The following is a 22,827-nucleotide window of genomic DNA, read 5'->3' on the forward strand; positions in this document are numbered from 1 at the left end:
AGCTTTTTTCCTCTTATCCCGTAACGTGGGGAACGTCAAATCTTACTCCATTCAGACTTGATTGTTTGAGAGGATAATCTTATCAATAGGGATTACAGGACTCACACCATCTCCTGCTCGCTGGAAATATAAGGATAAGATATTGTTCTCAGATTATTTCTTATAAAATTGTAACAGATTCTTGCGGTGCCGCAAAACCTGGTTCTGAGTTTACAGCTTCAGTAGCTGGTGTTGGTCCTGAGTAATGGCTTGAAGCTACTTCTGGCTCTTCATACATTGGACCAACTGGATGAGCTGGACTTTCTTCAACAACTGGAGCTGGTGAAACCACTTGTTCCTGCTCAGCTCTTGCTTCTGCTTCTGCAAGTTCCTTATTAGCCGCTTCGATACGCGCTTGCAGCTCTGCCATTTCCTCGGGAGAAAACTGGCGAGTAATATCAATTGGTTCTTCCTCTTGCTGTTGTTGTAAGACAGAGTCACCTAAGACTTCGCTGACTACTTCTTTGAAGGCTTCATCACTTGTCTGAAGATAAGTTGCTGTTGGGCGAAGAATATCTTCCCAATCTGAAGATTCAACAATTGCTAACTGGCTCTCAATTGTAGATTTAAGACGTTGATGGAAGACACGGCTCTTGTTCTTCAACTCTTCAGTTTCGACAGCAACCTTCTTAGCATTGTCAGTTGCTTGACGAAGAATTTCATTTGCCTTGTACTTAGCTTCTTCCAACAAACGTTGTGCATCTTGCTCTGCTTGTTGGATAATATTGTTTGAACGTTCTGTTGCAGCTTGTTTTACTCGCTCAGCCGTATCCTGCGCAATCAACACAGATTGACTCAATGAATCTTTCATCTCATCAAAGTAAGACAAACGCTCTTCCAAACTCTTAATATGTAAATCCTTGTCATGATTAGAGCGAACCAAATCTTCATAATCACGGACTACAATATCTAAAAACTCATCTACTTCTTCTTGATCAAAACCTCTGAAGCGTGTGCTAAAGGTTTTATCTTTGATTTCTAACGATGTAATTGGCATATTTTTCCTCACTTACTTAATAACAATTGGACCGTTAATTTCTTTTTATCTTTTTTTGTTTGCCCATTATCTCTAACGAGTTTTAATCGACCAAATTTCCTCACACTAATCAAATCACCAACTTGGACTGCATAATCTGATTTTTCAACTAAATGGTAATTCACTTGGACTGCCTGTTTTTCAATTAGCTGACTTGCCTGATTTCTAGACAACTTGAAGACACCTGCTAGAAAAACATCTAATCTAGAACTAGCGATACAAATATCTAATTCTTGATAATCTTCTACTGTAGCAATTTTCTCAGTAAAATCCCGTTCTTCTATACGAACCGGTAAACGAGCAATTTTCGTAATGCCATCTTGAAAAAGGAGCATAAACTGTCGATTAATGATAATCTGTGCCCTCTCTTCATTGACTAAGATATCACCAAATAACTTCCTATCAATTCCCAGCTTGTTTAAAACAGTTCCTAATATTTTAGCATGTGTTAAGCGCTCAAACTTATTAGGATAGACTATTTCTTGCAAGGATAGTTCAAAATCAGAGAATTCTGGCTCAAAATAATCAGGATACAGGAGTACCCGTACATATTCAGTTTCAAGAAACTGCCGACTGCTCATATAGGAGATGCCGTTGGTTGATGCTAGAACCTTTAAAATCTTTTCTTGATGGGGATTTACAAAGGGTGTTAAAAAAGGAGAATACGAATCTTCTACCTTTTTTATCCATTCTGCTCCCTTATCAATAAAAGACGAATCATTCTTAGAAAAGTGTTGATAAATCATCTTGTTCATAGAAAAATCACTAAAAGTCGAATCAACTGTTCCCCTAGGAAGTGAACTAGTAATACCGCAATCCAGACAGACAAGTCAAGACCTGCAATCTGGAGAGGTAAACGTTGTAAAGGAGCTATTATCGGTTTCACTAAACTAATGATCAAGCGTCCAAGACGTGATTCATAAGCATTGGGAAACCAAGACATCAGAGCAAAAATGATTAAAATCAGTGAATAGATATCCACTGCATTTTGAATAAAACGAATGAGAAAGAGCATTATCTCACTCTCGTACGTTTCATGTCAAAACCAAATTCACCATTTTGTGATTCATCTGGGATTTTGATATCTTCAATATTGACGACAACATCAACTGGTGTCAGCAGGTACATAGTAGATGCTACCTTTTTCATGTTACCAGCTAAAACGTGACGTGCCCCATCCAGATAATCCAAACAACGACGAGCTTGGACTTCTGTCATATATTGGAAATCAATCAAAATACTTTCGTTACCAGCTAATAAATCAACAATATCTGTGGCGTCTTCGTATTTACGTGGATAACGAACATCAATTGTTACCTTATCAGTAGAACGTTGACTTTGCATAGCCAACTCTTGTTGACGGGCATGAAGACGAGTGATGTTTTTATCTTTAGATGGCGTGCTAGCAGCTTGTTGAGGCAACTCTTGAACAGAAGGGACTGGAGTCACAATCGGCTCTTCAGCTTTAGGCTGATAAGTAGTACCCACATCTTCTCCATCTTCTGTAAAATAATCTATAAATTTATCAAATCTATCTTTTAAAGACATAGTTCTTTCCTATTTAAAAAATGCTGAACCAATTCTGACAAATGTTGAGCCAAATTCAATCGCTTCCTTGTAGTCACGACTCATACCCATACTCAAGTCCGTCATTGGCATATTGGGAATTTGTTTTTCTCTAATTTCTAGTTGCAAATCCTGCGTAGCTTTAAAAATCTCTTTCAACTCATCACTACTAGCTTCAAAAGGAGCCATGGTCATCAAGCCGACATATTCGATTTTATCTAAGGTGGCCAACTCTGGCAAGAGCTCCAATAGTTCTTCCTTTGAAAAACCATGTTTGCTCTCTTCCTTTGAGATATTTACTTGTAAGAAACATTTAACAACTCGGTCACTTCTTTTTTGAATTTCCTCTGCTAGCTTTAATGAATCCAAAGCGTGGAAATAATCAACGTACTGAATGACATCTTTAACCTTGCGTCTTTGCAAGGTTCCAATCAAATGCCATGTAATATTTCTATCTTTTAAAGCTTCATATTTCTCAAGAAATTTATCCACACGATTTTCACCAATATGATGCACACCTAGCGGAAGCAAAGCCTCCGCTGTCGGTACGTCTACATATTTTGTAACAGCAAGAACCGAAACAGAATTGGCTTCTCTTCCTGCCTGCTGACTTGCATCTTTTATTTGTTGAAAAACACGTTCTGTATTTTCTTTCAAATTCATTTACTTAACGATTTTTGAAAAATGGAGGAGTGTCTAATTCATCCTCATCGTGTAAAGATGGTGCTTCGAAACGTTCAACTGGTGATACCACTGAATCAGTTGGTCGAACAATTGTCTCACGACGCAGGTCCCAATCACCAAATGCTGAAGATTGAGAAGTTTCTGTACGACGAGGTGCTGGACTTGGAATTTCTGCAGTTTCAGCCATATCAAAGTGACGATTATGATTGTGTGCATGGCTAGGACTTGCTTGTTCATGACGAACAGCTTGTCTTGGTGCATGACCAACAACTTTTTCAACACGATCTTGACGAACACCAGTTGCAACGACTGTAACACGGATTTCATCTTTCATGTTTTCATCGATTGATGTTCCGAGCCAGATGTTCACTCCTTGACCAGCTGCTTGGTTGACAATTTCTGAAGCTTCTTCTGCCTCAATCAAAGTCAAGTCAAGACCACCAGTAACGTTGACGATGACATCCTCAGCACCGTCAATAGTTGTTTCAAGAAGTGGTGAGTAGATTGCCTTACGAGCTGCTTCTACCACACGTTCTTCTCCACTACCGATACCGATACCCATTAGGGCGTTTCCTTTATTTGCCATAACTGTTTTCACATCGGCAAAGTCAAGGTTAATCAAACCAGGATTTGTGATCAAGTCCGTAATCCCTTGAACACCTTGGCGAAGTACGTTATCTGCTTCGCTAAGAGCTTCAAGAAGTGGCGTTTTCTTATCAACAATTTCAAGCAAGTTGTTGTTTGAAATAATCAATAGAGTATCCACATGTTCGCGAAGTTGATTGATTCCTTCCACAGCGTATTGGCCACGTTTGCTTCCTTCAAAACCGAAAGGACGTGTCACAACACCAACTGTAAGAGCACCTAAATCTTTAGCAATGCGGGCAATAACAGGAGCTGCACCAGTACCTGAACCACCTCCCATACCTGCAGTGATGAAGACCATATCTGCTCCAGTAATAGCTTGAGTCAAGGCTTCTTCGCTTTCTTCGGCTGCCTTTTGACCGATTTCAGGTCGACCGCCAGCACCCAAACCACGAGTCAATTTAGGACCTAACTGAATTACAGTCTCAGCTTTTGTACTACTCAAAGCTTGTACATCTGTGTTTGCTGCGATAAATTCTACGCCTGCAACACCTTCGTCAACCATGCGGTTAATGGCGTTACCACCACCTCCACCAACACCGATTACTTTAATCACTGCACCTTGAGCAGCCGCTGTATCAAATGAAAATGTCATAGTTTATTTTTCCTCTTTTATTCATCAAACATACTTCCAATTAAACCACGGAAGCGATCTGCGATTTTTGGTTTATTTTGAGAAGATACTTTATCTTCTTTCGGAGCAACTACGTTCGTAGAAGCTGATTGCTCTACCTCAGTATTTTGAACTGGTTGAATAGGGGTAGGTTGTGCTACCTGCGTAACACGTTGAATCATCCCACCAAAATTAATTGGTTGGTGACGCAAAGTATCCTCACCCTTGACTGCTCGTTGTGCCAACAAATGCACTTCAGTCAATTGACCAGCAAATTCAGATAAGCTAATCACATGAGCGAAGGCAGGGTTACGGATTCCAACTTGATTTGGAACGTAAAGTTTAACACCAACGCCAAATACTTCCTGCGCAAGTTCTACAATACCTGGTAAAATAGCATTTCCACCAATCAGAACAATCCCACCTGGAAGATCCAACAAATGTCTTCTTTCCAACTCTTGTTTGATTTGTTCAAAAATGTGTTTAATGCGAGCTGAAATAATCTCTGCTAGGTAGCTTTCTGTAACTTCTACAGGCTCTACTTCACCAATCACTTCAACTTGGAAGGTTTCATTACTTGCAAGTGAAGGGTAGGCTTCACCATAGTTTAATTTCAATCCTTCAGCTAATTTCTGTGAAGTCTTCAAGACTTTAGAGATATCTTTTGTGACATAATCTCCACCTTCTTGAAGAATATTTGTAAACTGGAGTTCTTGGTTACGGATTGTAGCAACAGTTGTTTGACCTGCTCCCATATCAATCACAGTAGCTCCAAATTCACGTTCTCCTTCGTTCAAGACTGAACGAACCAAAGCCAATGGTGAAATAATAATATTTTCAACTTGAACACCTGAGCGCTCAACTGTCTTGCGTAAATTGTGAAGAATAGTACGTGGACCTGTGTAAAGCAAACCACGCATTTCAAGACGAACCCCCATCATACCACGTGGGTCACGAATACCTTGGAAACCATCTACGATAAATTCTTCTGGAATAAAAGTAATGACTTCACGATCTGGTGTCATACTCTTTGTCAAGGCTGATTTAACAACATTTTCAACATCTTGATCTGTAATTTCTTTTGTATCAGATGTAACTGGAATCATACCTTGAGTTGGTTCTACTTGCAAAAGATTTCCAGGCAAACCAACATTCACTGATTTGATTGAAATGCCAGCTTTCTCTTCTGCTTGGGAAATAGCTGACTTGATAGCAGTTGCTGCTGCTTCAATATCAACGATAATCCCATCCTTTACACCTTTACTCTTGGCATTACTTACACCAATTACGTTTAGTTCACCATTTCTATGCTCGGCAACCAATACTTTAATCGAATTAGTTCCGATATCTAAGCCTGTAAAAAAACCATCTCTAGCCATTACATCGCATCCTCTCTCTTCCAAGTTTCAAACTTCTATTCAATATAGCTAAAATAGGGCATAGCTATTCACAGAATATTATAACACAAAAAATCCAATCGTGCTTAGTTTTTCCTAAATTTACTTACCATTTTTTCACATTCTTTCCTTAGCTTTTTTTATTTTCCAAACAAGTTATAAAAAATCAGATTTATGAAAAAAAGAAAGCTCATTTCTAAGCTTTCTTTGCAATCATTTTTTCTGCTTCTTGTTCTAAAAATAGTTCCAAGATTTTCTTTGTCAATGTGATCGCCGCTGCCAAGGCCAGGGAAACGATTAAATAATTAGCTACTAAGCCATGGTCTCCAACCAATGGTGGTTTTGTCAAGAATCCGTAATCTCCACCTGTTACTAAATTGACCACAAAAATCAAGGCATTTAGTGCAAAGGTCATGAGAAAAATTCCCTTCACATCCAGCAATCGCGCGTTATACTGTCTCAATAGATAAACTAGAGAGTTCCCCAAGAGAGCTAAGTGGCCAAAGATAAAGGATAAAATCGCAATATGCGGGAATGGATAAGGATCTGGCACTGGATAAACAAAGGCTGCTAATGTCCCAAATGTTCCTAGTAATGCAAAATACTGCCGATATTTGGACTGACCAGGAAGCAAAAGCACCACAAACATAGCCATACGGCAATGGTAAAAGGGTAAGCTTTCTGACAATGGCATATGATTAACCCCGTACCATCCATAAAGAAGGATTAACTGAACTGCCTGCAAGATTTGGAAAAATCGTTGATAAGCCTTCTTTTCACGATAACGATAGGCTGTATAAAAGGTCAAAGCCAAGAGTGTAAATATACTGACATACCAAAAAAGGTCAAATTTGGGTGGCTCTGTTGCTTGGGTCGTAAAGAAAATATCCCATAAATTCATCTAGTCTTCCTCATGATTCAAAATTTTCCTGCATTTTATTATACCATGCTACTTAAGAAAAATGGATTTAGAAATACGTAAATGTTTGACAAAATCACTTGTCTTCATTTTCTAAACTTTCTACCAACTTGGCTAGGTTCATAGAGTTAGAGCCTTTGAGCAAGATTTGATCATTAGCTCCTAGACTTTCCTTGACCTGCTTAACTAGGTCTTCAAATTGGTCTTGGTTTTCTGTTTTCTTGAAGTAGTAAACGTGGCCGATTGGGAACATTTGACTAGCCAATTGGGCCAATTCTGCAATGTCGTCTCCATAGAAAATCACGGTATCCAGCACATCTGGCGAGAGGCTCAAAATCATCTGATTATGGAGTTGAATAGACTGGTCACCAAGCTCCTTCATATCCGCCAAAACTGCAATTTTCTTGCCACCTTCATTGGCTGGAATGGCAGAGAAAGTCTCTAAAATCAGCTTCATAGCAGTTGGATTGGCATTGTAAACATCTGATAGGATATCTGCTCCATTGGCCGCTTTCTTCCACTCGGTACGGTTACGCGTCAATTCAAGATTTTGGAAGGCCAAACGAATTTGCTCCTCTGAAACTCCTTCTTGTAGGGCAACATAAGACGCAATCATAGCATTGGTGGCATTGTACTTACCAGTCACTGGCAAATCAAGGGCTTGTTCCAAGAAATTAGCCTTAAAGGTCAGACTATCCTTACGCTCAACCAAGTCGGTAATTTCCAACTCTGCTCCTTGGCCAAAACGAACTACCTTTTTATCAGTTGGCAAGTAGTCCTCTACAATAGTGTCAGCTGGCGCTAAAAGCAAGGAATTCGAAGACATCCCGTCTGCAATTTGCATTTTCCCTTTAGCAATCTCTGAACGGTCTTTGAAAAAGGCCAAATGTGCTTCTCCAACCAAGGTCACAATGGCTGTTTTTGGATGGGCCAATTCTGACAAGAGATGAATATCTCCCAAGTGATCCTGTCCCATCTCTAAGACCAACTTTTCTGTTCCTTCAGGCATATGGAGAACTGTGTATGGAAGACCAATCTCGTTATTGTAGTTGCCTTGAGTTTTGTAGGTTTTGTAGGTTGTTGATAGCAAGTGCGCTAACATATCCTTGGTCGTTGTTTTACCATTTGAACCTGTGACCGCAAAGACATCAACTGCTGTTTTTTCAAGATAGTAGGCAGCTAGGGATTGAAAGGCAGCCAAAACGTCAGCTACTAGAATGTAGGGATGATTTGCGACCTCTTTCTCAGACAGGGTTGCAGCAGCGCCATTTTCAAAGGCTGTTTCTATAAAGTCATGACCGTCACGCGCACCTTTGAGGGGGACAAATAAATCTCCTGTTGCAATCAAACGACTATCAAACTCAGCTTTCTCTAACTGGATGTCCTCAAAGGTGCTAATATCATTTTTAGCTCCTACAACTTGGGCCACTTCATGAATTGTTAATTTCATTTCTACTCCTTTAAAAAGGGTTGAAATCCGAGAACTAAAATCACCTTGTAGTGATGGTTCTGGTTTCTACCCTCTCTTTCATTTTTATAGCAAATGCGCTTCGCGCTTGTCAAAACTTTCTTTAGCAAGATCAACCAATCGCTCGATTAAGTCTGGATAGCTGATTCCCATATTGTCCCAAAGTAGTGGGTACATAGACCACTGGGTGAAACCTGGCATGGTATTAAGCTCGTTTAGGAAAATCTCTCCCTTATCAGTATAGAAGAAATCGCAACGAGATAGACCTAAACCACCAATGGCACGGAAGGCTGTTTCTGCATTTTGACGCATGACAACTACCACATCATCACTGATTTTAGCTGGAATATCCATAGTAATCTTGTTATCAATATACTTGGCATCGTAGTCATAGAAGGCAACATCCTTGACTACTTCTCCTGGAAGGGTGCTTTTAACATCGTAGTTACCCAGTAGCCCAACCTCGATTTCACGGGCATTCACTCCTTGTTCTACCAAGACACGACTATCATATTGGAAGGCAAGTTTCAAGGCTTGACGGAGTTCGTCTTGATTTTCAGATTTGGAAATACCGACACTTGAACCCATGTTTGATGGTTTTGTGAAGACTGGATAAGTCAATTTTTCTTCCACTTCAGCAATTTTAGAAGTTACATCATCACCTTCGACAATGGCTACATAAGGAACTTGGGCAATCCCGACAGATTCTAACACACGCTTGGTCGTGATTTTATCCATGGCAAGACTGGATGACAAGATGTTACAACCAACATAAGGCATTTTCAAAACTTCGAGGAAGCCTTGAACAGAGCCATCTTCTCCCATCGGACCATGGAGGACTGGAAAGACCACTGCTCCCTCTTCGTAGATGGCACTTGGTGCAACTTTCTTATCCCAATCAATGGTTTCATTGGTCATAAGACGATCCTCTTGACCTGGAGTCTGGTTAAATTCTTGCGTTTTAATAAAGTCACCTGACTGGCTGATGAAGAAAGTCTTGACTGTAAAACGGTCGTAGTTGACCGCACGCATGACACTTTCAGCTGAAAGAACAGAGACTTCACGCTCTGCACTACGTCCACCATATAAAAGAATAATCGTTTGTTTCATATTATTTGTTCCAATTCTAATAGAATACTCGTTCTTTAGTATATCATATTTGCTTCTTTTTTGAAACTTGAACCTGATACTGGTCTTCAATAAATCTAAAAAGAGACCGATAAAACAACTGTCGATCTCCGTGATTTTTGTATAAATGAATTGAGTGTGTTAATTTGTCTACACTTACAACTCTGTTCGATTTTCAATGGCTCGTAAGAGTGTAACTTCATCCGCATACTCGATATCTGCCCCCACAGCAAGACCTCGTGCTAGACGCGTAACCTTGATACCAGCCGGCTTGAGCAAACGAGAAAGATACATGGATGTCGCTTCACCATCTGCTGTAGCATTTGTTGCTACGATTACCTCTGAAACTTCACTATCCATCAGACGAGTCATGAGGCTCTTGAGATTGATATCGTCCGGACTGATACCATTCATGGGAGAAATAAGACCATGTAAAACATGATAGAGTCCATGGTATTCTTGGATGTTCTCCATGGCTGCCACATCGCGACTATCCTCGAGAACTAAAATCGTCGTCTGGTCCCGACTTGGATCGGTACAGATAGAGCAAGGATCGTCATCAGTTAAACGACCACAGATGGAACAATAGGTCAGCTCTCTCTTAGCAGAAAGGAGATTTTTGGCAAATTCATTGACATCATCATCAGACATTCCAATCGTATAAAAGGCCAGACGTGTAGCCGTCTTAATCCCGATACCTGGTAACTTGGAATAACTATCAATTAGCTTGGCTATAGGTGTTGGATAAAGCATAAGTTCCTTTCTAATTCATTGGATGGTGTTGATTATAGAGGTTGATAATGTCGCGCGCAATGGAAGGTCCGACACCATTTGTAAGGTTGGTGTTATGAGGGAAGACAACAGCTACAGCGATTTGAGGATTATCTGATGGTGCATAGGCTACAGCATTAGTATTGTTAGCTTTTTGACCACCCTCAACATAACTTTCGGCAGTACCTGTTTTTCCACTAATAGATACCGCTGCGCCATTTGAAAAGGCACGACCGGTTGTCAAAGCACTACCACCATGTGACACTTGATAAAATCCTTGTTGGAGGATGGAAACATCAGACTCAGAAATATTAATTTTATTCATTTCCTTGGTTTCAACAGATTGGATTAAGCTCCCTAAGCCGCCTTGTTCATTATTTCCATAAATCCCCTCAACAATGTGGGGCGCAATTCGAACACCGTTGTTGGCAATTGTGCCAACGTACTGGGCCAATTGCATAGGGGTATAGTTATCAAACTGACCAAATGCATTGGTAATGTAATTAGCAAAATTATACTCTTTTGGAATAAAACCAGTTGACTCATCTGGAAGGTCAATGCCTGTTGAAGCACCTAGACCATATTCCGCAAATGTCGCACGCAATTTCCCCATGGCAGATTCCAAATTGCTAGTTCCAACAAACATATTGGGTTGATAGGTCTGACCCATGATACCCAGAGCCGTTTGGACCATGTAGGTATTAGAAGAATACTCCAAAGCTTCCACAGCTGTAATCGGGAATGAACCGTAAGCCTGAGTATACCAAGAATTAATTGGAGATGAGCCTTGGAAGACAATCGGTTGGTCTGTCAAGGTCTGGTTCCCTGATAAAACTCCATTCTCCCAACCAGAGCTGATAGTCGCCGCTTTGACAACCGAACCTGGGACAAAGACATTGGTTACCGTTCCCAAGGAATCAGGCGTTAACTCTCCCGTTTTCAAGTCATGTTTGAGCCCTGACATAGACAAAACCGCACCTGTTTTGGGGTTCAAAGCAACTGCATAAACACCCTCAGAATACTTGGCTCCTCCATTTCCTAGTTCGGAATTGAAATAACTCTTAAGCAGATTGTCCACGCTATCTTGGAAGGACAAATCAATAGTCAATTTAATATTGTTACCTTTGGTACCATCTTCGATATTTTCGACACTTTCCATATTTCCGTGCTTATCTAGATGGATTTCTTTCACCGAGCGTTTTCCTTGCAAGGTTTCTTCATATTGTTTTTCTAGATAAGAGGTTCCAACACGGTCATTTAGAGAATAACCCTTCTTGATATAGGCATCCGCTTCTTCAGCTGGAAGACCAGCTTTTTCACTGGATACACTTCCTACTATAGAAGAAAGTGAAGTCTCTAGAACCTTTCGATCCCACGAAGTTGAAATACTGATACCAGGTAAATTCTTAGAAGCCGAAGCAATCAAGGCAATCTGAGTATCTGTTAAAGCATCTGTCACAATGGTGCCTGTTGCAAAGTTTCCAACTGCATTAAGTTGACTAAAGAGATAAATTTCTTTCTTTTCGTCATCCGAGTAGGCCAATTGACTTGGATCGATACTTTCAACAGTATTATTGTAAAGCTCGGATTCAGATAATTGATTTCCATCAGAATCAAGTCGCTTCTCACGTGGTAAGCTTTCCACTGCTTTCTTATAGACATCTTGATCTGCTAGGTAGTAGTCTGCCAACTGTCGGTCAGTCAATGTTGGAGAAGAAACTCCCACATAGGCTAGCAACTTCTTGGCTGTTTCTTTCAAATCGGCAGCCGTCATTTTGTTGTTTCGAGTAAAGGAAACAACTTGTTTCACAGTATTTTCAACCAAGGGCTTGCCGCTGGCATCATAAATTTCGCCTCGAGCTGAACTAGTGGTCACCTTTGTTTTACTAGCCGATGCTAGTTTTGTCTCATAAAAATCCTTGTTCAAAACCTGCATATAAAGCAGGCGACCAATAATGGCCATAAAGAGCAAAATGACAATTGAAAACAATAAATTAAGCCGAATCGGAATCGAATGGCTGTCAAACTTTCTCATACAAATCAGTCTCATTTCTATTTAAAATCTTACTCTTCATTGTACCATAATTTGAGCAGAAAATTATGGAAAAGAAAGAAGCTTTTTTCGTTTTTAAGGTAAGATACGTTTTTATTTATTCATCCCTATATTATATGTTATAATGAATGTAAAAGTTCAATAATCTAGTCTTTTTCCAATACGACTCATTTAAAGGAGCCTTCCCTATGGACAAACCAGATATCGCAACTGTCATTGATTCACATTTTGAAGAAATGACAGACCTTGAGCAAGAAATCGCTCGCTATTTTTTGCAAGCTGAAACGATTACAGATGATTTATCTTCTCAACAAGTCACCCAAAAATTACATATCTCCCAAGCTGCTTTGACCCGCTTTGCTAAAAAGTGTGGCTTTACTGGCTACCGAGAATTTATTTTCCAATACCAACATCAAGCAGAGAAACAAGACACCCATTCTCACAAACACAGTCCACTGACAAAACGAGTCCTCAGAAGTTATAGCAACATGAGAGAACAAACACAGGACTTGATTGACGAAGAACAACTGGAACGAATCGCCCAGCTAATCGAAGATGCTGAGCGTGTCTACTTCTTTGGGACAGGGAGTTCTGGCCTTGTCGCTCGTGAAATGAAATTGCGCTTCATGCGTCTAGGTGTTGTCTGCGAGGCTTTGACCGATCAAGATGGCTTTGCTTGGACAACCAGTATTATGGATGAGAATTGTCTAGTACTGGGTTTCTCACTTTCTGGCTCAACGCCTTCTATTTTAGACAGTCTATTAGATGCTAAGGAGATGGGGGCAAAAACTGTACTTTTTACAAGTGTTCCCAATAAAGATAGCCAGACCTATACAGAGACTGTTCTTGTAGCCACCCATAGTCAATCCTCCTACATCCAACGAATATCCGCTCAACTTCCTATGCTCTTCTTTATCGATTTAATTTATGCCTACTTTTTGGAAATCAATCGTGAAAGCAAGGAGAAAATCTTTAATAGCTATTGGGAAAATAAAAAACTCAACGGCTATCGTAGACAAAAACGTGTAAGAAAATCCTAGTTTGGTCTAGCCAAACTAGGATTGTTTTGTTTTAAAGTGATAATAAGCTCCCAACATACCTGCTGTATTTTGGTGATGGGCAAATTCTAATCTCGTCTTATCAGCCAGACTTGGTACTAAGGCTGCCTTCAAGGCTGTACGGATCTTGGGTTTGAGGATAGCCTCTTGCCCCATGATACCACCACCGAGAATGACCACTTCTGGATTGGCAACGTAGCAAATATTTGCCAAACCTTTCCCTAGATAGTCTACCATTCGGTCAATACCAGCCATGCAGATTTTGTTTCCTTCGGTAGCTTCCTTAAAGATACGTCGACCATTCCACTGGTCAACTGGATCTCCATGACCTGCCGCCACATACTCTACCAAGGCTGTGGTAGAAGCGAGATCCTGAAAAGCTCCATCCTGCATATGCATATAACCGACTTCACAGGCTGAATTGCTAAATCCATGGAAGACTTTCCCATCCATAATCAAGCAACCTCCGATACCTGTTCCAATGGTCAAGCAAAGAGTGACACTCGCTCCCTTGCCTGAACCAGATACTGCCTCAGCAAGACCTGCACAGTTGACATCATTTTCAATCTCACAAGGAATATTAAAGCTAGTCTCGATTTCCTTTTTGAACTGTGTTCCTGCGTAGTTAGGGATTTGAGGTCCAGCATAGAAAATCTCACCCTTGTCAGGATCCACCATTCCTGCAGAAGAAATGGCAACACCTGCTACTGAACCTTTTTCTAAATAGCTAGCTACGATATCTTTGGTCTTTTGTAAGATATGAGGTCCACCCTTATGCGCCTCTGTTGGCATTTCATGCGATTCAACAAGTTGGCCTTCTTGGTCGATTAAACCATATTTGATGTTGGTTCCACCGATATCAATTGCAACGTAGTGTGTCATAAATACCTCCTTATGGATTAGAGGAAGCGCTCCTTGGTTTCACGAATCAAGGCTGCAGCTGCTTCTACAACTGGACGATCTTCTTCAGTCACTGGTGTCAATGGTGAACGAACAGAACCAATATTCAAACCTTCATTGATCTTCAAAACTTCTTTTATAACACCATACATATTTCCATGTGCAGCAGTCAATTTGCCAATGATAGCGTTGATAGCGTATTGTAATTCACGCGCTGTTTCCAAGTCTTTATCCGCAATCAATTGATTAAGTTTCAAGAAGAGTTCTGGCATAGCACCATAAGTACCACCGATACCAGCTTTAGCTCCCATGAGACGACCACCTAAGAACTGCTCATCTGGACCGTTGAAGACAATATGGTCTTCTCCACCAAGGCTAACAAAAGTTTGGATATCTTGAACTGGCATAGAAGAGTTCTTCACACCGATAACACGAGGATTCTTCAACATTTCAGTATAAAGACTTGGAGTCAAAGCAACACCTGCCAATTGAGGAATGTTGTAGATCACGTAGTCTGTGTTTGGTGCTGCAGAACTAATATCGTTCCAATATTTAGCAACTGAATATTCTGGCAAGCGGAAGTAAATTGGTGGAATCGTTGCAATGGCATCTACTCCCAAGCTTTCTGCATGGCGAGCCAGTTCCATACTGTCTTTGGTATTGTTGCAAGCAACATGAGCAATAATAGTTAATTTACCTTTGGCAACTGCCATGACTTCTTCCAAAATCAACTTGCGGTCTTCAACGCTTTGGTAGATACATTCACCAGAGGAACCATTGACATAAAGACCTTGAACACCTTTATCAATGAAGTATTGAACCAATGCACGCGTACGCTCTGGACTTACTTCTCCTTGATCATCATAACATGCGTAGAAGGCTGGAATGACGCCTTCGTATTTTTTTAAATCTGACATAGATTTTCTCCTAACTTATTTCCGAAATGAGGGGAGAAAATAAATTTTTCATCCCCTTTACATTATGTTTATTTTACAATTTCTGACAATTTTACTTTACGATCTTCGAACATAGATTGAGTACAAGCATCTGCAGTAGCAATCGCTTCTAGAGCAGCTTCACCTGTCAACAATTTTGCAAATTCTTCTGATACTGGAGCTCCTTGCATAATCTCATGTAGATAGCGCATTTCTTTGTCAATGACAGATGATAGCCATAACGGAGTACGTTTACCTGGTTTACCATAAGCAATTGCTCCGTCCATCTCTGTACTATGATAGATACGAGTACGATCATCATCTTCTTCTTGTGATTCATGAATCAAGAAATAGCTTTCTTGTCCATCTAGCTTAAGAGTTCCTTTACAGTTGAATAAGTCTAAGCGGATAGCACCTTTCGTTCCTTGAATCAAAACATAATGTTCACCCCAACGATAAGCTGAACCCCATTCTAACAAGGCAAAACGCTTATTAGAAAATTCCATATTGACAAAAATCATATCATCTTCATCACCGAAATTTTCACCTTCATGGGCAACATTTCCACCTGTCATAGTTACAGTTTCAGGCATGCCACCCATAAGGAATTGAACACAATCCAACTCATGGATGTGGTGATACAAGTGACCACCTGATTTTTCACGAATTTTTTTCCATGATACTGACGGTTGTTGTTCTTCCCAACCATTACGAGCTGTGTGACAATATAGAACGTCTCCTATAACTCCTTGATTAATTAGTTCTTTTGCATGATGGACACCATTGAAGAAGTTCATAATATGTCCTGCCATAAAGGTTACATTGTTTTCTTTACATGCATCTACCATCTCGCGACAATCTTGATAAGAAAGCGCAATTGGTTTTTCACAGAAAACATTTTTACCATGTTGTGAGGCCTTGATAACTGGTTCTTTATGAAGATTATTTGGAGTTGCGACAATAACACAATCTACTTCATCGCTAGAAACCAACTCATCTAGGGAACTTGCTACTTTTGCTCCCAACTCCTCTGCAATCGCCTCTGCATTATCTGGGTCATAGAGAAGAGTAATCTCTGCTCCATCATTCTTTTGCATATAACGAGCCAACTCAGCTCCAAAATATCCTGTTCCAACAACACCGTATTTAACCATGTTTTTTCTCCTTTATTTTGTTAAATCATTAATTTCCAAATCTATATACTGAACTACATTGCTTAAATGCAATTCATTTCTCGACCATGAATCATATTTTTCAAACAATACACCTATGTGATGATTTGGCAATTCTGTAATTGCAGAATATGCATAACCATACGAAGGTAAATCAATGTCATAGTGGTACTTCCAATCAATACTATCATCTTCTTTATTGACTAAACCGACAACTAATTGACCTCCCTTACGGCCATTTTTAGAATTTGGTGTACTCAAAATGACTGCTTCTTTTCCATCAATTAATTGAGAGTATTTAATTGCAGATACTTGTGTACCATATGAAGTTTGTTGAATTCCATCGATATACGAAACTTCTGACCATGTTTCTCCAGAATCTCTACTAGTCATATAGGCAATCTTACCTGTAGTAGTTCTAAAGAATGTTCTAATCACACCATCTCTCATTTCAACCATTTGCGCTTCTGCTGTCGCATTCTTAAACGGAATTGAAGCTGAGGATTTCTTCCATGTTTGACCACTATCATCAGAAATGAGATAAGTTAGTTCACCACTGGTATATGTTGCAAAAATTAATCTGTTACTTGATTTTAATGCTAAACCTTGTCCGGGACATAAGTAAGTTCCATTATGTTTTTCTCCTAAGAACGGAGGCAATAACTTAAATTGTTCCCAACTCTCTCCTCTATTCTGACTAGTTGTCATTGCTATATAATTAGTAGGAGTCACTTTAAATAACGAATCTTTGTAGAAAACATTCATAGGAACCTGTTTTCCATTATGCCTTTCTCTTAGAGAGCCACTATCAAAATCAACCGAATATTGTTCGACTGTTAAAGACTTTCCTCCCTCCAAAACTTCATACTTATCATTTACAGTATAATTTGTAGGTTTATTTGTTGTTTCATCGTAAACGACACCATTTTCTCTAACTGTATAACGGAAATCGTTATCTCCATTCTTCTTTAGTTTTAAATAATAATGACCATTTATTTCTTTAAAACCTGAATCAGTTTTATTTGCATTATTATTTCCAATACCCGCAGGCATAACATCAGATAATAATATCGTTTTCCCAGATTTTTTATCTTCAACAATGGATGAATCTATAAATGAAGCACTTCCACTAATTTGACTATTCTTTAATTTATTATCTCGTGGCCAGTAAACTAACTGCTCCTCATAGTCATTAAACTTCATAGCAAAAGTTGGCTCACTCCACGTTTTCCCATTATCATCACTATAAGCAGTGGCGATATTAATCTTACTTTTAGAATCATGAGTCCCACCATAACGTGCATCAATACTTGATAGAACTCTTCCACTACTTAATGTATATAATGTCGGTATTCTAAAGTAGTTAGCTTGAGTAGAATCTCCTGATTGGAAAATTAACTGAAATGGATTTGACAAGGGAATAGTTGAAACTTCCTGATCACTAATTGCTTTATTAAATAGACTGATTTCATCAATACTTCCTTTTGCGAGGTAATGATCCTTGCCTTCACGATTAACAGATCCTAGTGTTGCCTTATCTATACCATTTATATTTGAAATTGGCAAAAATGTATCAACTGTTTCAGAGAACACTTCTATCCCATTAACATACATTGTGTATGTCTTATCTTTAGAATCAGATACAAATACTAGTGTATTTTCAACTGCCTGTCCTTTATGCTTTCCCCATAATGAAGCTGGTCTAGAAAATAAATAATTTATTCCCTTTTGAGCGTCTCTTATTTCTACACCTATCTCACCAGAATCTCTCATGAAAATTGAAAAGTAATTATTTTTAAAGCCTGCTTTACTATTAGATAGGCCAAACAAAGCTTGAAGCGAGTTTGGTTTATCTGCTTTAAATTTCATTACTACTGTCTGACTCTCTCCAGACAACTTATCTAATAACAAAGGGCTGATATCTATACTCTTATTGTTCAGTTGATATGAACCTCCTTGAAAAATAGGAGATATGGACAGTTGACCATAGTTTAATTCATTCGCATGAATCAAAGCGGGGACTCCCATTAAAAGACTAATGCCTACAACAGAAATTCCTAGTTTTGAATAAAGACCTCTCTTATTCATTTTTTTCCTTCTTTCGTCTACTTCACAGATCCTTCTGACAATCCACTTGCAATCTTATTTTGGATAATTGAGAAGAAAATGATTGATGGAAGAACTACAATAACAGATGCAGCCATCATATCTCCCCAGTCTAAAATTTCTGAACCGTTAAGTGATCGAAGGGCTACTGCTACTGTCATCTTTCCTGTATTGTTAATCAAAATCAAAGCATACAGGAATTCATTCCAAGCATTGATAAATGTATAAATAGCTGTTGCTACAATACCTGGTGCTACAATCGGTAGCACAACTTTATAAAAAGTAACAAATTTATTTGCACCATCAATTCTAGCTGCTTCTTCAATTCCAATTGGAACTGTTTGGAAAAATCCAACTAAAAGCCAAACCGCATATGGAACACTAAAAGATAGATAAACCATCATCAAGCCAAATAAACTATTTGTTAATCCAACTTTAGCAATGGCTATTGAATAGGGAATTGCTAGCAAAATTGGTGGAAAAATGTAGGTAATGACAAGTAGTCTTGACATGATTGCTCCCAATTTAGGGAAGAATCGAACAATACCATAGGCTGCCATAGCAGAAATAATAATCGCAATAACAGTTGTAGCTAAGGCAATGATTAAACTGTTTCGAATGTTATCAATAAAGTGCAAATCATTGATAACATGAGTGAAATAATCCAATGTAAATTGTTCAGGCCAAAATCGTGTTGGATACTGAGTTAATTCCCCTTTACCTTTGACAGAAGATATGATAATCCATACCAATGGGAAAATTGCAACGATGGTCGCACCAATCAAGAGTACATGTGAGAGAATATCTAAATAAATACCGGATTTCTTCTTCATTATTTTCTACCCTCCTTTTCCCACTTACTGATGATAGCAAAGTAGATAAAGCAAATTGCCACCAAGAAGATAAAGAGCAATACTGTAACTGCTGAAGCACGACCCAACAATTTAGTTCCCCAACCTAGGTTGTAGGCAAAAATCGGAAGCGTCGTTGTAGCATTGGCTGGTCCACCACCTGTAATTAGGTAGATAATGTCAAAGTTATTAAAGATCCATACAGTTCTCAAAACAACTAGAAGCCCTACAACCACTTTAATATGTGGAAAGACGATAAATTTGAAAACTTGCCAACTTGAAGCACCATCTATCTTAGCAGCCTCAAATTGTTCTTCGGGTACTGTTTGCAAAGCTGAAAGTACATTAACCATAATCATCGGCGCTCCAAACCAAATGTTGATAAACACCAAACATAGGAATGCCCATGTACTATCTGTCAAAAATGCAGGCGTATGTTCCATTAAACCTAATTTTACGATTAGATTAGGTAAGTAGCCATAAACCCCGTTTAGAATCCACTGCCAAGAAAAGGCAATAACGATGGTAGGAAATGCCCAAGGAACAATCAATAAGGTCCTATATAATTTCTTGAAGTGGCGTACTCTGTGAAGAGCTAAAGCCAATACAAACCCTACTAAAACTTGACCAACTAATGAGAAAACGGTCCACTTAATTGAATTAAAGAACGCATTAAAGAAGTTGGGATCTGATAGCACAGCTTTATAGTTAGCTAAACCAACAAATTTATAATTAGGCATAATCAAATGCTTATTGGTAAAGCTATAAAAAATACTCGAGAAAAACGGATAAACAAAGAGTAATCCTACGATAATCATAGCTGGCAAAACAAATATCCAGCGAGTTAAATTACGTTCTTTAACCATTCTCCTTCTCCCTTCTTTTACAAGATTGGGCTAGGGCTTTTCAGCTCACTAGCCCACCTATTTTCTAGTCTTTTACATCTACTGAGCAGCCTCAAATAAATCGTTTAGTTGTTTTTCTGCTTCTTTTGCTGCTTTCATAGGATCTGTTCCATTTGAAATGATATCTTGGAACATTTGTTCAATAATGTGTTGGTTAGTCAACATACCAGCTTGTACACTTGGTCCATTTTCATAACCAATAGCAGTACCTTTTTTAACAGCTTCAGTAATCACTTCTTCAGCATGTTTAAATTTCTTACGAGTTTCATTTTCTTTATAGGCTGCAGAATCGCTAATTCCCTTAATAGTTGGCAACATACCTACTGGAGTTGAATCAAGGAATTTAATATAGTCTTCTTCATTGTAAAGTGATTCCAAGAATGCTTTAGCAACTTCTGGATGTTTTGAATTTTTCCAAACAACCATTGGAATGTTTGAGGTTTCAATTCCTTGGTCTTTATCAGATTCTTTGATTTTTGGAATAGGATAGGCATCAATCGAATCAATCAATTGAGGACTGTTGGCATTAATTCCTCCAATATGGAAGCCAGAGTTAAAGTCAAATGCTGTTTTTCCTTGATAGAACAAGGTAGCTTGTTGAAGGACATTAAAGTTCAAAGAATCTTGAGGTGAGATTTCTTTATACATTTTAACCCAGTATTTAATACCATCTTGAGCAAGTTGGCTTGTCAAATCTGCTTTAAGATCTTTTGTCAAGAGACTTCCACCACCACTACGTACGTAGAAGTTCAAGAAACGTGTTGCCATTAAGTCATTTGTTCCAAACGGAACAGACAAGCCATAAACTCCAGCTTCTTTTAATTTTTTAGAAGCTTCATAGAGCTGGTCCCAAGTTTTAGGAACCTCAATATTATGTTCTTTTAACAAATCTGTTCTAACCCACATGACTTGTGCATGTGAATAAAGAGGAACAGAGTAGTAATCATCTCCGATTTTTGCTTCATTTAAGGCAGTTTCGTTAAATTTATCCTGTCCAATACGCTTGATAGAATCGTTTAGCGGAACCAAAGCATCTGAGTTGACCATTTCCATTACTTGGTTAGGAAGAGCCGTACTGATATCTGGCACATTTCCATTTGCTAAACCTGTAGTCCATTTAGTATAGAAGTCATTCCAAGAAAATGTTTCAATCTTGATTTTGGTTTTTGGATGCTTTTGCATAAAAGCATCTGCTGATTTTTGAATACTTTCCAAACGTGGTCCTTGAGTAAAGGAGTGCCACATTGTAATCTCACCAGATAATTCTGTCGGTGGTTCAGTGTTAGCTGTAGTTTCTTTCTTTCCTGAACAAGCTACCAAGGCAACGGCTGCTAGCGCAACTCCAGCTAGACATAAAAACTTTCTCATTTTTTTCATTGTTCTTCCCTTTCTACATTAAGAAATCGCAACTTTAAAGACAACTTTTTTAACAGGTTCATCATTTATACGAACCTTGGGTTGATGTAAATCTTCTGGAAAAGTGATAAGGCATTCGCCAGCTCTCAAATGAACTAACTGTTCCACTTCCCCTGTGTATAATTCAATGTCTTTTTCTTCATCATATTCTTGGGTAACGCTTACATTTTCTGGCGAAGTAACAGCCATAGCTTCTTCATTTTCCAAAACTAAATGAATATCCAAATATTTTTGGTGAGTTTCAAAGAAGGCTCCTGCTTGACCGTCTGCTAGATAAGTAAAGCAATTTCCAAACAATCTATCACCATCGATCTCAATCGGACCTTCTGTCAAATTTTCTAGTCCTGTTTTTTCTAGAAAATCTATTAATGTTGCAAAATGTGGATTTACTTTCACATAAGTTCCTAAACGACTGATTTTAGTAATAATCATACTCAATCCCCCTTTCTTTATTTTTTATTTAAGAGCAGCAACGAAGCGTTCTGTAATCTCTTTTGGTCTAGTAATAGCGCCACCTACAACGATGCCTCGCACTCCATATCCCAGGATTTGTTTGGCTTGTTCAGGTGTATGAATTTTTCCTTCTGCAATGACATCCACGCCAGCATCACAGAGTTTTTTGATTAATTCAAAATCGGGGCCATCCACTTTTGGACTGTAAGATGTGTATCCTGATAAGGTTGTTCCGACAAAGTCAATTCCTGCTTCAACGGCTGCCAATCCTTCCTCGAAAGTACTTGTATCAGCCATCAAGAGCTGGTTAGGATATTTTTCCTTAACCTGACGAATGAACTCTTGAATCTCCAAACCATCGTAGCGTTCACGCTTAGTACAATCCAGAGCAATTACCTCTATATCAAGTTCTGCCAATTCATCAACTTCTTTCATAGTGGCAGTGATAAAGGGTTCTTGCGGTGGATAATCTCGTTTTATTATCCCAATGATTGGAAGGTTTGTAACCTCCTTGATTTCCTTGATATCGCGAACACTATTTGCTCGGATACCGACTGCTCCACCTTGCTCAGCCGCTTTGACCAGCAAGGGAATGACTCCTCCCGCTTCTGTATAAAGCGGTTCGTGAGGAAGAGCCTGACAAGAAACGATGATTCCATCTTTGATTTGTGCAATCAAGGCTTCTTTAGTAATCTGTGGCATCCTCTTTCCT

22 protein-coding genes are annotated in these 22,827 nt (G+C 39.0%); 1 reads left to right on the forward strand and 21 read right to left on the reverse strand.

What is annotated here, in order from left to right:
* Positions 1-160 precede the first annotated feature (160 nt).
* From ABKJ27_RS06815 to pbp2b, 12 genes are all read right to left on the reverse strand, one after another.
* Positions 161-1,036, reverse strand: coding sequence for a DivIVA domain-containing protein (locus tag ABKJ27_RS06815; protein WP_314725966.1), 876 nt, complete (start codon positions 1,034-1,036; stop codon positions 161-163).
* An 8-nt stretch (positions 1,037-1,044) separates the two neighbouring features.
* Entirely contained in the window at positions 1,045-1,830 is a 786-nt protein-coding gene (locus ABKJ27_RS06820) for an RNA-binding protein (protein WP_261100557.1), read from the reverse strand.
* Positions 1,827-2,090: a YggT family protein gene (locus ABKJ27_RS06825; protein WP_000898129.1), complete on the reverse strand. Its 264-nt coding sequence runs from the start codon at positions 2,088-2,090 to the stop codon at positions 1,827-1,829. Before ABKJ27_RS06825 ends, ABKJ27_RS06820 begins: the two co-directional genes overlap by 4 nt.
* Positions 2,090-2,623, reverse strand: coding sequence for a cell division protein SepF (locus tag ABKJ27_RS06830; RefSeq protein WP_084888721.1), 534 nt, complete (start codon positions 2,621-2,623; stop codon positions 2,090-2,092). The genes ABKJ27_RS06825 and ABKJ27_RS06830 overlap by 1 nt, the downstream gene beginning before the upstream one ends.
* A gap of 9 nt (positions 2,624-2,632) precedes the next feature.
* Positions 2,633-3,304 carry a YggS family pyridoxal phosphate-dependent enzyme gene (locus ABKJ27_RS06835; RefSeq protein WP_410011574.1) on the reverse strand — a complete coding sequence of 224 codons (672 nt, stop codon included), beginning with the start codon at positions 3,302-3,304 and terminating at the stop codon, positions 2,633-2,635.
* Between the two features lie 4 nt (positions 3,305-3,308).
* Positions 3,309-4,565 (reverse strand): cell division protein FtsZ, encoded by a 1,257-nt coding sequence (gene ftsZ, locus ABKJ27_RS06840; protein WP_000144254.1) that lies wholly within the window; start codon positions 4,563-4,565, stop codon positions 3,309-3,311.
* 17 nt (positions 4,566-4,582) lie between these two features.
* Complete coding sequence (ftsA, locus tag ABKJ27_RS06845) at positions 4,583-5,962, reverse strand: cell division protein FtsA (RefSeq protein WP_000090252.1); 1,380 nt, start codon at positions 5,960-5,962, stop codon at positions 4,583-4,585.
* Positions 5,963-6,176: 214 nt separating this feature from the next.
* The gene (locus tag ABKJ27_RS06850; RefSeq protein ID WP_410011575.1) at positions 6,177-6,881 is read right to left on the reverse strand and encodes a TIGR02206 family membrane protein; all 705 of its coding nucleotides are present in this window, start codon (positions 6,879-6,881) and stop codon (positions 6,177-6,179) included.
* 94 nt (positions 6,882-6,975) lie between these two features.
* A complete protein-coding gene (locus tag ABKJ27_RS06855; protein ID WP_410011576.1) occupies positions 6,976-8,349 on the reverse strand; it encodes a UDP-N-acetylmuramoyl-tripeptide--D-alanyl-D-alanine ligase in 1,374 nt (457 codons plus the stop codon).
* An 84-nt stretch (positions 8,350-8,433) separates the two neighbouring features.
* On the reverse strand, positions 8,434-9,477 hold the full coding sequence (locus tag ABKJ27_RS06860; protein ID WP_410011577.1) for a D-alanine--D-alanine ligase: 1,044 nt from the start codon (positions 9,475-9,477) through the stop codon (positions 8,434-8,436).
* A gap of 174 nt (positions 9,478-9,651) precedes the next feature.
* On the reverse strand, positions 9,652-10,248 hold the full coding sequence (recR, locus tag ABKJ27_RS06865; RefSeq protein ID WP_000966748.1) for a recombination mediator RecR: 597 nt from the start codon (positions 10,246-10,248) through the stop codon (positions 9,652-9,654).
* Positions 10,249-10,258: 10 nt separating this feature from the next.
* Positions 10,259-12,316 (reverse strand): penicillin-binding protein PBP2B, encoded by a 2,058-nt coding sequence (gene pbp2b / locus ABKJ27_RS06870; protein ID WP_080566628.1) that lies wholly within the window; start codon positions 12,314-12,316, stop codon positions 10,259-10,261.
* A gap of 191 nt (positions 12,317-12,507) precedes the next feature.
* On the opposite strand from pbp2b, the gene ABKJ27_RS06875 reads away from it, so the two are divergent.
* Positions 12,508-13,359, forward strand: coding sequence for a MurR/RpiR family transcriptional regulator (locus ABKJ27_RS06875; RefSeq protein WP_247933096.1), 852 nt, complete (start codon positions 12,508-12,510; stop codon positions 13,357-13,359).
* Between the two features lie 15 nt (positions 13,360-13,374).
* Here the strand turns inward: ABKJ27_RS06875 and ABKJ27_RS06880 are convergent, their stop codons facing one another.
* From ABKJ27_RS06880 to ABKJ27_RS06920, 9 genes are all read right to left on the reverse strand, one after another.
* A complete protein-coding gene (locus ABKJ27_RS06880) occupies positions 13,375-14,259 on the reverse strand; it encodes an ROK family protein (protein WP_000150257.1) in 885 nt (294 codons plus the stop codon).
* A gap of 17 nt (positions 14,260-14,276) precedes the next feature.
* Positions 14,277-15,194: a dihydrodipicolinate synthase family protein gene (locus tag ABKJ27_RS06885; RefSeq protein WP_001281495.1), complete on the reverse strand. Its 918-nt coding sequence runs from the start codon at positions 15,192-15,194 to the stop codon at positions 14,277-14,279.
* Between the two features lie 68 nt (positions 15,195-15,262).
* Complete coding sequence (locus ABKJ27_RS06890; protein ID WP_410011578.1) at positions 15,263-16,366, reverse strand: Gfo/Idh/MocA family protein; 1,104 nt, start codon at positions 16,364-16,366, stop codon at positions 15,263-15,265.
* 12 nt (positions 16,367-16,378) lie between these two features.
* Positions 16,379-18,472, reverse strand: coding sequence for a neuraminidase NanB (gene nanB / locus ABKJ27_RS06895; protein ID WP_410011579.1), 2,094 nt, complete (start codon positions 18,470-18,472; stop codon positions 16,379-16,381).
* A gap of 17 nt (positions 18,473-18,489) precedes the next feature.
* Positions 18,490-19,323: a carbohydrate ABC transporter permease gene (locus tag ABKJ27_RS06900; RefSeq protein WP_000730332.1), complete on the reverse strand. Its 834-nt coding sequence runs from the start codon at positions 19,321-19,323 to the stop codon at positions 18,490-18,492.
* Positions 19,323-20,207, reverse strand: a complete 885-nt coding sequence (locus ABKJ27_RS06905) for a carbohydrate ABC transporter permease (protein WP_000237988.1) — start codon at positions 20,205-20,207, stop codon at positions 19,323-19,325. The genes ABKJ27_RS06900 and ABKJ27_RS06905 overlap by 1 nt, the downstream gene beginning before the upstream one ends.
* Before the next feature lie 78 nt (positions 20,208-20,285).
* A complete protein-coding gene (locus tag ABKJ27_RS06910) occupies positions 20,286-21,623 on the reverse strand; it encodes an ABC transporter substrate-binding protein (RefSeq protein WP_410011580.1) in 1,338 nt (445 codons plus the stop codon).
* Between the two features lie 18 nt (positions 21,624-21,641).
* Positions 21,642-22,094, reverse strand: coding sequence for a YhcH/YjgK/YiaL family protein (locus tag ABKJ27_RS06915; protein WP_410011581.1), 453 nt, complete (start codon positions 22,092-22,094; stop codon positions 21,642-21,644).
* A gap of 24 nt (positions 22,095-22,118) precedes the next feature.
* A complete protein-coding gene (locus tag ABKJ27_RS06920) occupies positions 22,119-22,817 on the reverse strand; it encodes an N-acetylmannosamine-6-phosphate 2-epimerase (RefSeq protein WP_229294615.1) in 699 nt (232 codons plus the stop codon).
* Positions 22,818-22,827: the final 10 nt, after the last annotated feature.

The sequence above is a fragment of the Streptococcus sp. KHUD_011 genome, from assembly GCF_046352925.1.
Classification (GTDB): Bacteria; Bacillota; Bacilli; order Lactobacillales; family Streptococcaceae; genus Streptococcus.

Excerpts from the sequence above, each read along its gene's own strand:
- ABKJ27_RS06815 (WP_314725966.1), bottom strand. The coding sequence starts at position 1,036 with ATGCCAATTACATCGTTAGAAATCAAAGATAAAACCTTTAGCACACGC.
- ABKJ27_RS06820 (WP_261100557.1), bottom strand. The coding sequence starts at position 1,830 with ATGAACAAGATGATTTATCAACACTTTTCTAAGAATGATTCGTCTTTT.
- ABKJ27_RS06825 (WP_000898129.1), bottom strand. The coding sequence starts at position 2,090 with ATGCTCTTTCTCATTCGTTTTATTCAAAATGCAGTGGATATCTATTCA.
- ABKJ27_RS06830 (WP_084888721.1), bottom strand. The coding sequence starts at position 2,623 with ATGTCTTTAAAAGATAGATTTGATAAATTTATAGATTATTTTACAGAA.
- ABKJ27_RS06835 (WP_410011574.1), bottom strand. The coding sequence starts at position 3,304 with ATGAATTTGAAAGAAAATACAGAACGTGTTTTTCAACAAATAAAAGAT.
- ftsZ (WP_000144254.1), bottom strand. The coding sequence starts at position 4,565 with ATGACATTTTCATTTGATACAGCGGCTGCTCAAGGTGCAGTGATTAAA.
- ftsA (WP_000090252.1), bottom strand. The coding sequence starts at position 5,962 with ATGGCTAGAGATGGTTTTTTTACAGGCTTAGATATCGGAACTAATTCG.
- ABKJ27_RS06850 (WP_410011575.1), bottom strand. The coding sequence starts at position 6,881 with ATGAATTTATGGGATATTTTCTTTACGACCCAAGCAACAGAGCCACCC.
- ABKJ27_RS06855 (WP_410011576.1), bottom strand. The coding sequence starts at position 8,349 with ATGAAATTAACAATTCATGAAGTGGCCCAAGTTGTAGGAGCTAAAAAT.
- ABKJ27_RS06860 (WP_410011577.1), bottom strand. The coding sequence starts at position 9,477 with ATGAAACAAACGATTATTCTTTTATATGGTGGACGTAGTGCAGAGCGT.
- recR (WP_000966748.1), bottom strand. The coding sequence starts at position 10,248 with ATGCTTTATCCAACACCTATAGCCAAGCTAATTGATAGTTATTCCAAG.
- pbp2b (WP_080566628.1), bottom strand. The coding sequence starts at position 12,316 with ATGAGACTGATTTGTATGAGAAAGTTTGACAGCCATTCGATTCCGATT.
- ABKJ27_RS06875 (WP_247933096.1), top strand. The coding sequence starts at position 12,508 with ATGGACAAACCAGATATCGCAACTGTCATTGATTCACATTTTGAAGAA.
- ABKJ27_RS06880 (WP_000150257.1), bottom strand. The coding sequence starts at position 14,259 with ATGACACACTACGTTGCAATTGATATCGGTGGAACCAACATCAAATAT.
- ABKJ27_RS06885 (WP_001281495.1), bottom strand. The coding sequence starts at position 15,194 with ATGTCAGATTTAAAAAAATACGAAGGCGTCATTCCAGCCTTCTACGCA.
- ABKJ27_RS06890 (WP_410011578.1), bottom strand. The coding sequence starts at position 16,366 with ATGGTTAAATACGGTGTTGTTGGAACAGGATATTTTGGAGCTGAGTTG.
- nanB (WP_410011579.1), bottom strand. The coding sequence starts at position 18,472 with ATGAATAAGAGAGGTCTTTATTCAAAACTAGGAATTTCTGTTGTAGGC.
- ABKJ27_RS06900 (WP_000730332.1), bottom strand. The coding sequence starts at position 19,323 with ATGAAGAAGAAATCCGGTATTTATTTAGATATTCTCTCACATGTACTC.
- ABKJ27_RS06905 (WP_000237988.1), bottom strand. The coding sequence starts at position 20,207 with ATGGTTAAAGAACGTAATTTAACTCGCTGGATATTTGTTTTGCCAGCT.
- ABKJ27_RS06910 (WP_410011580.1), bottom strand. The coding sequence starts at position 21,623 with ATGAAAAAAATGAGAAAGTTTTTATGTCTAGCTGGAGTTGCGCTAGCA.
- ABKJ27_RS06915 (WP_410011581.1), bottom strand. The coding sequence starts at position 22,094 with ATGATTATTACTAAAATCAGTCGTTTAGGAACTTATGTGAAAGTAAAT.
- ABKJ27_RS06920 (WP_229294615.1), bottom strand. The coding sequence starts at position 22,817 with ATGCCACAGATTACTAAAGAAGCCTTGATTGCACAAATCAAAGATGGA.